Source organism: Legionella stuttgartensis (assembly GCF_977063405.2).
This window is the reverse complement of the sequence record NZ_CDRUHA020000060.1, coordinates 211,548-225,114: the sequence shown is the minus strand read 5'-3', so window position 1 is coordinate 225,114 and position 13,567 is coordinate 211,548. Positions and strand designations below refer to the sequence as shown.

Here is a 13,567-nt window from a genome sequence, read left to right as displayed (position 1 = left end):
CAATGCGACAAATTGAATTACATGATTTACCTGATCATCTTACGGAAATTGAACATAAACAACTCAGAGAGCATGAGCTTAAAATAATTAAAGAACATTTGGCAGAATATTATATTAATCTTAGAAATATCGATGCATTAGAACTTAATTCAAATCTAAAACCTAATTATACATAAGGGAGCACCTACATAAGGTCTTTCCTTTTGCTGAGGAACCTCGGGGCCTGGGATGAGCTCCTGAATGAAGATCACTTTCATCATCTTAAATGCTCATGTTCTTCAAGTAGATGAGGAGGAGGTCCTTTCCTTGATATAAAAAGCCATGTGGCGAAAAATCCTAATCCTAATCCGATGATGGTATTAATAAATCGTGAAGCCGTTATTGTAAGGCTTGTGCCCTCGCTGGATCCTGAAAGAAGCATAATACATACGGCAATAGCCAAAGTATTGGCTGCTTTTCCATAGACATCGTTAGTAACCATAATATACCCACAAAAGAAAAAGGTCATTGATAGAGGAATCAGAGTTAACCACTGGTGATTGCCAATTAAAAACGCGGAAATGGTTCCAATAGCTGCGGCTAGTACATGTGCTAGAAATCTAAACCAAATTTTTTCTTTTACGTTGATTATGTTTTCCTCCATTATAAAGAGACAACAAATCGTAACCCAAAATCCCCCCGGATATTTCAAATACAACCAAGGCAAAAAAGTGAGGCTCGCTGTAAAACCAATTGCTATAGCTGTTTTAATTAGATATTTATTTTCGTACCAGTTAAATAGCAACTCAAAATTGTTGAGAAACTCCATTTTTAAATTCTCTTTAACGGGTTCATTTTTTTGAAAGAAAAATCTAAGGAGGATATTGACTAGTAATATTGCTAATATTCCAACCAGAACATCAATAATTCTATGTAAAATAATGGTGGTGATAGGCTCATATTGCGCAGAACTGGATAGAATGATTATTACAGTTATTCCAATAATAATACCGCAATAACTAAGAAATGATCGCTGCAATGAAAGATAGCTAACAAGAGAAATAATTATAAAAAAGCATACAATTAATATTAACGCATTGTGGCCAGCGAGCCAAAAGGATAGATAAGCAAGGATTGCACCAATGAGTGTGCCAGTGCTTCTAGCAATAGCTTTTAAATAAGTGTGGGTTAATCCGGGGCGGGTCACGGCAGCGACGCTAATAACAGCCCAAAAACTATAAGACCAAGGAACAATGAATGAAAAGATACAAGCAATAAGTCCCGCAAGAGTCATTTTTGATGCTGTTAATAAAGCGGATAAAGTTTTATTTTCCATAATTCGATTAATCATCCAACTTTTTAAAAATTTAACTCTGGTATATTACCATGTTAGTGAAATGAAAATGAATGATTTAAGTGCCCCTCTACTTTCTACAGTCAATAAGAAATGCAATCATCTTTGGAGAATTATTCGAATAAAATTTCGGGGGCAGGCCTTGAGTTTTGAATTGCAAAATTCAAGGCAGAGCATCAGCAAAAGTTTCCATGCATCACTTTCAGATATATTTAAACTTCCTCCTGCTAAAACAATAACTTGCTCAATAATTTTTGGTGGTAATGGCAGCTTGATGCAACTTTCTTTCTGGAAGATATTGAACCAAATGGAGTTCTCGGCATGGTTCTACTACTAAGGGATACTTGCTTTTGGACTTTTTGAAAGCTTCGATCAGTTGATCGGAATATTTTTGGTATAAATGTAGAGTCATATCTGATGGTAGGGTATCCAAAGAAACATCGAGTGTTTTTCTTAGTTTTACGATATCAGGAGGTGTTTTCTATTGGTCCTTTAGTGAAAAAACTGTATACGCGCAATCATCGAATGAACGATTTCCATGAATAATATTGCAGCAATTTTTCTTATTTAAGGAAAAAACTTTATATATCTCTTAAAAGATCAACTAATAAATTGATTGAGTTAGCAAGCGCTATTTGTTCCTCTACAGTTAAAACCTGAAGGTTATCGTTCAATCTATTATGCAGAAGATAAGGGGCAGCAGAAACAAACTCTTTTCCTTTTTCTGTAATATCGATATAAATAATACGGCGGTCCTGAATATCACGAGTTCGATTAACAAATTGTTTTTCTTCTAGTCGGTCAATTACCCCTACAATAGTGCTCATTGATAAATAAATTCTCTTTGAAAGAGTAGATATGGTCATCCGCCCATTTTCATAAATTTCATACAAACAGACCATTTGAGGAACAGTTAAGCCATAGCATTTGTTTAATCTTCTGGAATGATAATCCATCTGCTGCATAATTTTTCGTAAGGCAAGAATGATGCTTTTGGAACGCTGCTCTGACTGTTGAGCAGCTGTTATTTTATCGTCTAGCGATTTTTTCTCGATATCATTCATGGATCACTCTTTACCTATTAACGGTTGCAATGAATTAATTTACCCAGTACCATGACAAATACTTTGTGTACAAATCATATCAACAGATATGAATTTTTAAGGGCATTAACTATTGTATCCAAGTATTCAATATAACTATAGAAACATCATCAAAAATAATATTGAAATTAATCCTCAATACACCAGTCGCTTTAGTAATTCTCAAGTATCATCAACAAAGGGAGGATTATCGAATGGATAATCAAATTAACAAACTCTTAAAATCAACCAAGGATGCATCGCAATTGACCTGCACCTCTACAGAGGAAGAAATTTATTTTAATAGTAATGGAGTATTAACATTAGGAGTTGAAATTGAGCTCCAGCTCATTGACGCTAAAAATTATAATTTATGCTCAAGAGCAACTGATGTACTTAATGCTACAGCCCATCTTGAAAAAATTAAACAAGAGTTTTATTTAAGTACTATAGAAGTGACTACAGATAAATGCACCACTACCCAGGAAGTTGAAGACGATCTCTATAAAACACTTGCTTCTTTACAATTAGCAACAAAGGATTTAGGGATTTTATTTTCCACAACTGGTTCTCACCCCTTCTCTAAATACTCTGATTGGGTAGTCTCTCCTACGACTCGTTATCAAGAGCTAATTGATCGTAATCAATGGCTTACCCGACGTATGAGCGTATATGGCTTACATGTTCACATTGGTATGTCCAGTGGTGAAGACTGCATACGTTTTAACAATTTTTTTATGTATTTTTTGCCTCATTTATTAGCGCTGTCTTCGAGCTCTCCGTTCTGGCAAGGAATAGATACAGGGCTTGCCTCTTGCAGACCAACTACCTATGAAGCGTTACCAACTGCAGGACAACCCTATCATGTTCGAACATGGCAAGACTTTGAGCATCTATATAAGTCATTAAAATTATGTGGTTCGATTAAATCGCTTAAAGACTTATGGTGGGATTTAAGGCCAAGTCCTGGTTTTGGAACATTAGAAATTCGTGTTTGTGATGGAGCAGCCACTTTATCAGAGACGCTTGCTTTAGTTGCCTTTATTCATACACTTGCCCGTTGGTTTGCTGATAATGGGGGTTGGCTTGAATCAGTCGCCTATCCTCCTTATTGGCTTTCTCGTGAAAATAAATGGAGAGCCATTCGTTATGGTTTGGATGCTGAACTAGTAATGAATACTGAAGGTAAAACCAAATTGATGCGTGAAGATATCCATGAATGGTTTGAAAAATTAAAACCATACATCAAAAAATTGGACTATCAAACTTATTTTTCCACCCTTAAAATGATTATGGACTCAGGCACAAGTTCTGAACGACAACGCAAAGTATTTGCTCATAATCATTGCCTTAAAGATATTGTGAAGCACAACGTCAGTGAGTTTTTACTTCAAACCCCTCTATACAGACGCGAGTCTGTTATTACACCCTCTTAATGGGAGCGGCTGTTTAATAAAAACAATCGAGGAGGATAATAATAATGAAACAAGTAACTTATACATCAAAAAAATTAGGTAATGTAACTATTAAAAGTGAATTGAATCATTACACCATTTATTCGAATAGATTAGAAGCCAGATCCCTTAATCAAGATGAAGAGAGCTTTTTAATTGATAACTATACTCGTCTATTAGCAAAATATGAAAATATAAAGATGTTTGGTGAAGGAAAGACCTGGGAATCCTCTGCCGTAGAAGAGTTCATACAAGATGAAACGAAACGTTGGAACTCTGGTAACAAATTCTCGGTGCTCTCAATTTACCATTCAACTACTCAAGAATTTATTGGTTATCTCCACATAAAACATTCTTTAGATGATTTCTCCCATGTGGGGGTCGGCCATCAAAATGTCGGTGAAATTGCTTATATTATTGATCACGCTTTTTGGGGAAAAGGTTATGGAACTGAAATTGCAATCTTAGGGAAAAAGTTTATAAAACATATTATTTCTGAAAGTGAGAATGAAACCTTAGAAAAAAACATTAAAGAAATCGTTGCTACAGTTCACCCTTCAAATGAAGGTTCCAAAAGAATCTTACATAAAACACTGAAACATCAGGAGCAGGAAGAATTTACTAAGTTCTGTGATAAACCACGCCTATTATTTTTTAAACCATTAAAAACAAATGTGACCCTAGATGAACCTAGCGTTTTAGCTGCAAAATTGTAACAAAGGAGGAGTAACAATGTGTGGTATTGCCGGTGAATTCCAATTCAATAAAAAAAATATTCCACTTATTAATCTAGAAAAGGCTCTACTTAGGCAGTTTAACCGAGGGCCTGATGACGGTCATATATACCTCACGAAAAGTTTGGCGCTTGGGCACAGAAGACTTAAAATTTTTGATTTATCAAATCTAGGAATGCAACCCATGGTTGATTCAGATTTAGGTTTGGCGTTGGTTTTTAATGGAGCAATTTATAATTTCACTGAGTTACGTGATGTTCTAAAATCTAAAGGATACTCTTTTATTTCCAATAGTGATACAGAAGTACTTCTTAAGGCCTATCATGCTTGGGGAAAAGATTGTTTACATCGAATCAATGGTATGTTTGCTTTTGCAATCTGGGAACAAAATACAGGTAAATTGATACTTGCCCGTGATCGATTAGGCATTAAACCACTATATTATTCTGCTGATGCAAATTATGGATTCAAATTCGCATCCACATTACCCGCTTTAATTGAATTTGGTAATATCGATACTTCAATTGATAAAATTGCACTTCATTATTACTTAACCTTTCATGCAGTTCCTGAACCGCTTACCATTTTATCGGGTGTAAAAAAACTCTCTCCAGGTTTTCTCATGACTGTTCATCCTGATGGAAAAATTGAGGAGGAGAGTTACTGGGATTTAAAATTCGAGAATACAAAAGCAGAGCATTATCGTGATGAAAATTATTGGATAAAAGAAACTTATGAAGTATTAAAATCAGCAACTCATCGCCAATTAGCAGCAGATGTTCCAGTGGGCATCTTACTTTCTGGTGGATTAGATTCTTCATTACTTGTGGCGATGGCTTCTAAACTTGGACAACAAGAAATTCAAACATTCTCTATTGGATTTGAAGGTGCGAATGGAGAGCAAGGTGATGAATTCTTATATTCGAATCTTATTGCTTCAAAATTTAATACGCAGCATCAGCAAATGTTTATTTCAAATAAGCAGTTAGCCTATTCATTGGGAAACTGCATTTCTGCAATGTCAGAACCTATGTTGAGTCATGATAATATTGGTTTTTATCTTCTTTCTCACGAGGTATCCAAACATGTTAAAGTAGCTCTTTCCGGTCAAGGTGCAGACGAGATTTTTGCGGGTTATCATTGGTTTCAAAACATACATGTAAATCCAGCTTTACCATCACAATCAGCACAAATCATTTTTAACAAGGTAGCTGATCGTTCGTTTAAAGAATACCAGCAACTTGTCATGCCAGACCTCCAAACAACATTTCATGCTTCGGATTTTTTAATTAAGCTGTGTGAAAAAAATAACTCTAGAAACCCTATCGATAATCTACTTAAATATGAAAGCACCTTCGCATTAGCAAATGGTCCTTTAAGCCGAGTTGATAATATGACAATGGCAGCAAGCCTCGAAGCAAGAGTGCCCTTTTTGGATGAAATGGTGCTCAAACTTGCAACTTCTATGCCTCTTCAATATAAATTGCCTCAAGGTGGTAAATATATTTTAAAACAGCTTGGAAGGAAAATGCTTCCTAAACAAATTGTAGATCGTCCTAAAGGATATTTTCCTGTTCCAGCGTTGAAATATTTAGAGGGAAGTACTTTAGAGTTGATGCGTGAGGTACTTTCTCCTGAAAACATAAAACAAAGAGGTATTTTTAATTCACAAGCAGTTCAAAGCTTATTTACAAATTCAGCAAAGAATTTTACGCCTTCAGGTATTTCTAAGCTGTGGCAAGTTGGTTTGCTTGAGTATTGGCTGCAACAACATAAATTATAAATAGATACATTTTTTAACACGAAATCTTTAGAGGTAGAATATGAAAATTAGAGAAATAAGTAACAAATTTTTGGGAGTTAATTTCTTATTATGGTCGATCTATTCTAATAGCATATCTGGTACCTCAAATTGTTTATTTGATCTCCCTCCTGGTGAGCAATTTCTTATGCAGGGAAATTTTAAATGTACAAAAAAACTGGTATGTAATTTGGAATCCAAAGAACAAAATACTGACAATTTATTAAGTTTTATTGCAATAAAAAATAAAAGCATTATTAATAACTTAACTATGCCAGAAGGCACTGTAATGGTTTTATTTACCACCGATAATTTTGGGGATGGTTTTTCATTTGAATTAGAGCCTGAATCTAGCTTAGGAATTACCAATGACTCTGAAGAGTTGGTTAGCCTAAATTGTTGCGATAAAGTTTCTATTCAACAGACAAATACTACATACCAAGAAATACAACACAATGATACGTAGACTGCCGCCCGGAATCTACGAAGTATCGATATGCTTTATGTTCCATTGTGCACCCGAAATATACTGCATCATACTTGCACCCGAGCACCATTTTAGAGCCAATTGAGAAAACACCAACGACAAATTTTACAGGCGATGATCTACGAACAAAAATTGGGCGCTCATGGAGTAGAGTACCCTCAATTTCCTGAATATCATTTCCTGACGCTTCGGTTGCAACCCATTTGACCAAAGCCAATGCGATAAAACCCATGACCATCGTTGTGAGTGCAGAACGATATCTATATCTAAACCTTTTGACTCTGCAAAATTAAACCAGCTGATTAAAGCATTATCTGACCAATGGATTACCAGTTGCAATAATGAACCCACAGTACCTGTTAATATGCCTAATAAAATCGAAAGGCGTATAAATTTTAGATAATTGCAAAAAATATTTTTACTATTTTCTTTTAAATTAGTTCATTTTTACTAACTAAATATCAACTCTTTTATGAGATTTTCAAATTTGGCACTAACTTTTCATTTTTTGAAAAAATACTCTACAGTTATACAGTAACTAAATACACAGGAGGCATTAATGGATAAATTTGAAAATAGATTAGCTTGTGTGATCAATGCCGATGGTACAATTGCACGTGGGTATATGATAGATAAGTGCGATTTTGACGGTGTTAATAAATACATTATTACCTGGAAAATTAAATTACAAGAGGAAGCAAAAACAAACTTTGCAGGCACAATCGGTAGTTCAATGTATGAGAAAGTCTCGCCTGGACTAATCACTGTAGGCTTAATGGAAGATCCCTTGCAGATGCAAGTGCATACCTATAATCCAGATGGCACGCCTGCAGCTCGCCCATTTCATATAGCTGTTTTTAGAGATTAACTTAATGCATATACAGAGTGTACTTCGGGGGCAGGCCTTGAATTTTGAAGTTAAAGATTCTTACAATTCAAAATTCAACGCCTGACCCATTCTTTCTAAACTAAGATCCAACATTCCATGAATAATATACTAGACTTATCTATATTAACGGATGGAATAGGTTAAAAATGAAAAGGATTGCTTTAGAAGAAGCGATTGTTGTTCCTGGTCGAGACTTAATTTTGGAGCACAAAAGTCATTTCGAATTTAATCAAAATTTAGCTCTTTTAAAAGATGTACATAAGCTAAGACTTGAAAGTATGGATGAAGCGGGAATCGATTTATCAGTGATTTCTGTAACGACTCCAGGATTGCAGTCATTAGCCCTAGCATCGCAATTAGAATCGTGCGCCCAAAAGTGGAATGACTACTTAATAGACTGTGTTACTCGATCCCCAAATAGATTTCGTGCCTTTGCCTGCGTCCCCACTTATGCCCCAGAGCTTGCCATCAAAGAGCTTGAACGCATTCATGGTGCTCAAGAAATCGTTGGCTGCCTAATTAATGGATACGATAGCAGTAGCTATACACCAGCAAAATACCTGGATGAAAAGGCTTTTGACGAATTTTGGGGATACATTCATGTCAATAACATCCCCGTTTATATACACCCCAGAGGGATTCCTGAAGAAAGAGTAGCGACCTATTCACCCTACGCAGCATTACATGGCTCAACATGGGGATTTCATATTGAAACAGCCGAACATGTTTTGCGCTTAATGCTATCAGGACTTTTTGATAGGTATCCAAACCTTAAAATTATCATTGGACACATGGGGGAAATGCTTGCATTTTGGGCTTGGCGACTTGATCATCGACTAAAAGAAGAAGGTTGGCGTGAAAAATTAGAATGTAAAAAAACAATTACAGAGTATCTAAATACTAATATATTCCTAACAACAAGTGGTTTTTTTGATACTCCGTCCTTGATGCATGCAATTTCTACAGTTAGTGCAGATAGAATCATGTTTTCAGTTGACTACCCTTACGAAGATAATTTAAAAGCAAGCCAATGGTTCGATTCTGTGCAATTGGACGATGAAGATAAAATGAAAATAAGTTACTTAAATGCTGCTAACTTACTCAATATCTAAATTCTACGAGTCCTTTTTGATAACAACCTTTTTCTCGTAAGATTAATAGGGCTAGATCTTTCCTTTTCCCTGTAGTACTTCGGGGTCAGGGCTTGAATTTTGAAGTGCAACTATGAGACTAATAAAAACTTCAGATTCAAAATTCAAGGCCTGCCCCCATTTGTTTTGGGGAATAATCCCATAATCCGCTTCGCTCCTTACGGGCTTGCCAAGTTATTTCATCGCATAAGTATTATTATGCGATGAATGTTGAACTCATTTCGATTTGTAAATGATGCTTTGATTTAAGACTTATAGTTTTAATTAAATTCCATGAGAGGTGTCTTGTTGGTATTTTAAATCATAACCATTCTCAACCGCGTAATTAATAATTTCATTTTTCAATGTTGGTAAGTGATATACAAAATCTGCATCGCTATTAACATAACTACCAAAAAACACAACTGTTTTGAATAATGCTTTAACAGCCATAGATTCATTTTCCATACCTGGATTAAATTTATCGATAATTGGAAGCATATCAGAAAACGTATGAGCTTCTTTTATTGACTTAATAAACTCTTGTTTACGTTGAGAATCTCCTGAAAATGAATCTTTCTGCATCGTTTTAAAAGTTTCTGAATTATTGCAAAATACTCTAATTGCATTTAATTCAGAAAGCACAGTGACTCCTTCCACAACAGCCGCAAAGAAACCAACATCTTTCTTATCTTGCATTCCTAACTCCTTCAATTATCATATAAAAATCTTAAGTGACTTTATAGCAAGCATAGAAGCATTACAATATCCATTCTGGATTTTTAATAAACTTCTTAAACCAGCGTAGCCTCGAACAAGGTTTCCATTTTGTGAAAACACAAATTTTGCTTACCAAAATAAAAAGAGAAACGATTATTTTTATTGAAGAGAAATATATATTTAGCATTTGAAAAACCCTTGTTTGCGCATGCTCGATCAAGTAAATTACTTCGGTATTTAATATAATGCTTACTGTTCTGCATTATTTATTCAAGGATTGATTTTTAATGACTACATCAAAAAAAATACGTGCTACTCTGGCAAAAAAATGGTTTTTCAATAATCAATATAACCAAAATAATATTATAAAAGAAGCCTACCTAGATCATGGAGCACGCATTGTCACCAAATGTCAGAAATTACATACTCTGATGCAAGATGAAGAAGCGCAAAAGACACTGTATGCTATCATCGCTCAAACTGAGAATCTGTTACGTCTAACTGCCGCCATGAAAAAAAATCCTGGCGAAGACACGTTGAACTCTTTGTTAAAAGACTGTCAACACTTACAACGGGAAGCACTAAAATTACCAAGTAATTTACCTAATGAAAAAAATCAAGCATTAGTCAATTATAAGATTGCAATGGCTTGCTTTTATTTACTTGCTATCAGTATTTGTCTAGCTATAGGTGCTGCATTTGGTGCATGGTATTTCGGTTTTCTTACTGGCATGTATTTTACTGATACTTTAGCAGGATTTCTCTCTGCTTTTGGCATTCCGGCAACTTGTTTAGGACTTTTATCTTTTGGCCTTTACAAAACACAAGATACATTACAGGAAGACTGTACTACTCTTGCAGATGATGTGGGTGATTTTTGCGACACTATTATTGTAGACTACCACCTTGCTCCTCCTGAAATAACTGCGCACATATAGGGTCCGGCCTTGAGTCTTGCAATGCAGACTATAAACCAATAAAAACCATTAAATTCAAGGCCTGGCCCCATTGGTTATGAACCAGCTTTCTCCTGAAGAAGTCAAATATAGTAAAGATGATTATCGATTTTATCAGCATATTGCAGGGAAAATATTAATCGCTATGGCGTTTTTGATTTGTCCAGGTCACAACAGATAATACCATTACAGTTTGGTATTAATAGGGGTTAAAAATTGAACAGGACCCTTTTTTAACCAAGATCCCGGTCGGGGGTCAATAAAAATAGTTAAACCAAAGCGTACAAAAAAATAGTCGATGTCTTATCACTAATATTTTGTATTACCCAAAATTTCCAAATTTGAAAAAATTAATTTCAAAAATAGTGAATTCTCAAACCCACTTATCTTTGCAAAGATTCCCCAACTCTTACATTTTTCTGGAAGAAACCTAAACCACCTAATGTGTTTATATTCTAAGTGAAAAACCTCAAGAGTCTTCCTTGTAACCGGTCCTAAAACTATAAAATGGCCGGTTCATTCCGGCCCAACTCTTCTCAAACAGAAGTTGCGAACTACCACTTCTTATATCCGAAGTGGTTTATCCTCATCACCTTTTCAGCAAATAGGGCCATCAATAAAGAGTTTCTTCCCTTGGAAAAACAAATGTTTTGACCACTCCCAAGTCCAAATTAACTTTTTTACAAAGAAGCCAACTGAAAATCTACTTCGGGGTCAGGGCTTGAATTTTGAATCGCAATTTGAGACTTATAAGGAATCTTTATCTTAAAAATTCAAGACCTGACCCCATTTGTAGCGTGGAAAGCCTGGTGTGTTAAAATGACCCAACCTTTGCTTATCCCTACACGTGCGAAACCTTTTGAAAAACCGCATGCGCTTTCATAGATCATGCATTAAGAATATAAAAATATTATATACCTATATACAAATGTTCTATTTTAATTCTATCTGATTGTAAATTACTATTGGCAAATAAGTATTTATGCTAATGCACACAAACTTTTTAAAAGGAAAACATATGCCTTTTTACTATAAAAAAAATGCCCAGATCCATGTGACAAATTCCATTGATGAATTGACATCTCATTCATTTCCTCTAGATATAAAATCAGCGGAAAAAAGTGCTCATTATCAGGCTGTTGCCCCTATTATTTTTTCTTCGCAATACACGTTTTCTCCGACAAGACAAGACATAATCTTAGGGCAAGATTTTATAGATTTCATAGCGCACCATAAGTTAACTTCGTTAAACAAGTATAATGGAGTTGATCTCTTGTATCTTTTAGCCTTAAGCCATGATTCAGCTTTGCGCGCGGGAATTTGGAAGTTAGGCTCTCGGTCACATCTAGCTGCCACTGAAATTATCAGTAGTCTATCAAAATTAGACGCTATCGATCGCATCCCTCTTATGAAAGAAGCCCTGGTAGCATGGAAGGAATTGTTTCTAGAAGCTAAATTTGAATTGCAACAAGAAGCAGAGGCTTGCCCAGATAGCACTCAAACTATGTTGGGTCAGATGAATTTATATGCTTCTACAAAAAACAAAAAAAATAATGAACGCCATAGAGAGTCTCAGAGCGATCAAACAAGATTAGAAGTTGAACGTGAGCAATTTCGTTTGCTGGAAAGAGCTTATTACAAAGAAAAGGATAGACATAACCAGCCTACAGAAATCCAATCGTATTACAGCGATGAAGAAGAGGAATATACGATTACACAACAGCAGCAGTATAACTACATTTAATCATTGTAATGAGGAAGGATTTAAAATTTCCTCTAATGATTGCTTCACATGAGCTCTATAGAGATAGAGAGACTTCGAGTAAAGAAATTAACTAAGAATTCTGAAAATTTTAATAAGAAGAAATTATCTATGCCATACACTAATAAATGCCCAATATCTTTCGAACCACTAACCAAAGAAAATGCTCTTTTAATAAAAGTTCCTAAGCAGAATAAGAAGGAAAAAGACATTTACTTCTATATTAGTGATGAGGAAACGCTGAGAAAGCTTTCTTCTTGCCCTTTATCAAGGCGAAAAGGCCCGTATTATGCACTTAAATTATCAAGTAAAATCTCAGGCTCTCACGAAAATGTTACTAATGATGATTTAGTAAGCAAGTTGCTGACAAGCAATGATATTAATACTCTTATTGATGATAATGATGTTCTTGCTAAGATTGATACAGAAAACAAATTCAATTGGCAATTGAGAAGTTTCAGAGGGGAAATAACCAATAATCCACCAGAAACTCGTATCCAAGACCTATTTGCTTTGATTGATAATAGAAATAATGAAGATCAAACTGTTCCAGCTCTTAGAGTTTTGCCTAATCGTCAATTTATAAGTGAATATAAGGCAAATTTTTTGAGGCACCCCCCTCCACGACAAAGAATTTTGGATATCCTCTTTGGGCGTGATAATATGGCAACCTATAATCAAACACTAAATGAACTAATCAGTAACTCGTTAAAAGAAGAGCATGACTTATTATTTCTATTTAATACCTACAGACTTATATCTGAACTTGAGAGTAGCAGAATTAAAATTGCATTCCAAAATGCGGTATACGTGCAATTAACTCGATATATAGCCGGGCTCTTAGTAACTACTAATACCATGTCTCTTATTGTTAATTTACTAGATGAAAGTTTCTCATCTATTGGTTTAGGAGTATTTTATATTCTGTTTATCAATGCCGCTCAAAACAGTATGGAACGCTTATTAAGAGAAAATGAGAAGCCGGATGCGCAGTCGATTTTCCATGCGATTTTTATTGATAGTATGATACAACTCACTACCCCCTCGGGAATTTATGACCTCAGTAAAAAGGCAGTATCTAATGCTTATGAATTTGTAACATCAAATTTAAGTTTTTTCAGTAATAAATGGCTAAAATCAGAACCAGTACGATATGAATTACCGCCAGACTTGGAAAATGTTTATAGCCGATTGAATAGGTAAGATTTTATGGTGAAGC

The 13,567-nt window shown here is 35.1% G+C and carries 15 protein-coding genes; 11 read left to right on the top strand and 4 right to left on the bottom strand.

Translation table 11 applies throughout. The annotated features are described in order from the left end of the window. Positions 1–2: 2 nt before the first annotated feature. On the top strand, positions 3–176 hold the full coding sequence (locus ACWTEW_RS20395; protein WP_454780338.1) for a hypothetical protein: 174 nt from the start codon (positions 3–5) through the stop codon (positions 174–176). A gap of 80 nt (positions 177–256) precedes the next feature. Here the strand turns inward: ACWTEW_RS20395 and ACWTEW_RS20390 are convergent, their stop codons facing one another. Further along, positions 257–1,315, bottom strand: a complete 1,059-nt coding sequence (locus ACWTEW_RS20390) for an FUSC family protein (RefSeq protein ID WP_454780337.1) — start codon at positions 1,313–1,315, stop codon at positions 257–259. A gap of 67 nt (positions 1,316–1,382) precedes the next feature. Here ACWTEW_RS20390 and ACWTEW_RS20385 point away from each other — a divergent pair, with 67 nt between their 5' ends. Next, positions 1,383–1,670 carry a hypothetical protein gene (locus ACWTEW_RS20385; RefSeq protein WP_454780336.1) on the top strand — a complete coding sequence of 96 codons (288 nt, stop codon included), beginning with the start codon at positions 1,383–1,385 and terminating at the stop codon, positions 1,668–1,670. A gap of 244 nt (positions 1,671–1,914) precedes the next feature. On the opposite strand, the gene ACWTEW_RS20380 is transcribed toward ACWTEW_RS20385, so the two are convergent. After that, entirely contained in the window at positions 1,915–2,397 is a 483-nt protein-coding gene (locus ACWTEW_RS20380; RefSeq protein ID WP_454780335.1) for a MarR family winged helix-turn-helix transcriptional regulator, read from the bottom strand. A gap of 233 nt (positions 2,398–2,630) precedes the next feature. Between ACWTEW_RS20380 and ACWTEW_RS20375 the strand changes: the two genes are divergently transcribed. Genes ACWTEW_RS20375 through ACWTEW_RS20360 form a run of 4 tightly spaced genes read left to right on the top strand, consistent with a single transcriptional unit; the run spans position 2,631 to position 6,870 of the window. Beyond that, on the top strand, positions 2,631–3,851 hold the full coding sequence (locus tag ACWTEW_RS20375; RefSeq protein ID WP_454780334.1) for a carboxylate-amine ligase: 1,221 nt from the start codon (positions 2,631–2,633) through the stop codon (positions 3,849–3,851). A gap of 44 nt (positions 3,852–3,895) precedes the next feature. Next, positions 3,896–4,585, top strand: coding sequence for a GNAT family N-acetyltransferase (locus ACWTEW_RS20370; RefSeq protein ID WP_454780333.1), 690 nt, complete (start codon positions 3,896–3,898; stop codon positions 4,583–4,585). Positions 4,586–4,601: 16 nt separating this feature from the next. Then, positions 4,602–6,386 (top strand): N-acetylglutaminylglutamine amidotransferase, encoded by a 1,785-nt coding sequence (locus tag ACWTEW_RS20365; RefSeq protein WP_454780332.1) that lies wholly within the window; start codon positions 4,602–4,604, stop codon positions 6,384–6,386. Between the two features lie 40 nt (positions 6,387–6,426). Continuing rightward, positions 6,427–6,870, top strand: coding sequence for a hypothetical protein (locus ACWTEW_RS20360; protein WP_454780331.1), 444 nt, complete (start codon positions 6,427–6,429; stop codon positions 6,868–6,870). On the opposite strand, the gene ACWTEW_RS20355 is transcribed toward ACWTEW_RS20360, so the two are convergent. Further along, the gene (locus tag ACWTEW_RS20355; protein ID WP_454780330.1) at positions 6,836–7,123 is read right to left on the bottom strand and encodes a chloride channel protein; all 288 of its coding nucleotides are present in this window, start codon (positions 7,121–7,123) and stop codon (positions 6,836–6,838) included. The two genes, ACWTEW_RS20360 and ACWTEW_RS20355, sit on opposite strands and share 35 nt — an antisense overlap. 327 nt (positions 7,124–7,450) lie before the next feature. Between ACWTEW_RS20355 and ACWTEW_RS20350 the strand changes: the two genes are divergently transcribed. Then, complete coding sequence (locus ACWTEW_RS20350) at positions 7,451–7,759, top strand: hypothetical protein (protein WP_454780329.1); 309 nt, start codon at positions 7,451–7,453, stop codon at positions 7,757–7,759. Between the two features lie 167 nt (positions 7,760–7,926). Next, on the top strand, positions 7,927–8,892 hold the full coding sequence (locus ACWTEW_RS20345; RefSeq protein ID WP_454780328.1) for an amidohydrolase family protein: 966 nt from the start codon (positions 7,927–7,929) through the stop codon (positions 8,890–8,892). Positions 8,893–9,195: 303 nt separating this feature from the next. Here ACWTEW_RS20345 and ACWTEW_RS20340 read toward each other — a convergent pair whose 3' ends face one another. Next, positions 9,196–9,609 carry a hypothetical protein gene (locus tag ACWTEW_RS20340; protein WP_454780327.1) on the bottom strand — a complete coding sequence of 138 codons (414 nt, stop codon included), beginning with the start codon at positions 9,607–9,609 and terminating at the stop codon, positions 9,196–9,198. 308 nt (positions 9,610–9,917) lie between these two features. Here ACWTEW_RS20340 and ACWTEW_RS20335 point away from each other — a divergent pair, with 308 nt between their 5' ends. The 3 genes from ACWTEW_RS20335 (at position 9,918) to ACWTEW_RS20325 (ending at position 13,551) form a co-directional block, all read left to right on the top strand. Beyond that, complete coding sequence (locus ACWTEW_RS20335) at positions 9,918–10,568, top strand: hypothetical protein (protein ID WP_454780326.1); 651 nt, start codon at positions 9,918–9,920, stop codon at positions 10,566–10,568. Between the two features lie 1,036 nt (positions 10,569–11,604). Next, a complete protein-coding gene (locus tag ACWTEW_RS20330; protein ID WP_454780325.1) occupies positions 11,605–12,330 on the top strand; it encodes a hypothetical protein in 726 nt (241 codons plus the stop codon). Positions 12,331–12,378: 48 nt separating this feature from the next. Continuing rightward, a complete protein-coding gene (locus ACWTEW_RS20325) occupies positions 12,379–13,551 on the top strand; it encodes a hypothetical protein (RefSeq protein ID WP_454780324.1) in 1,173 nt (390 codons plus the stop codon). Positions 13,552–13,567: the final 16 nt, after the last annotated feature.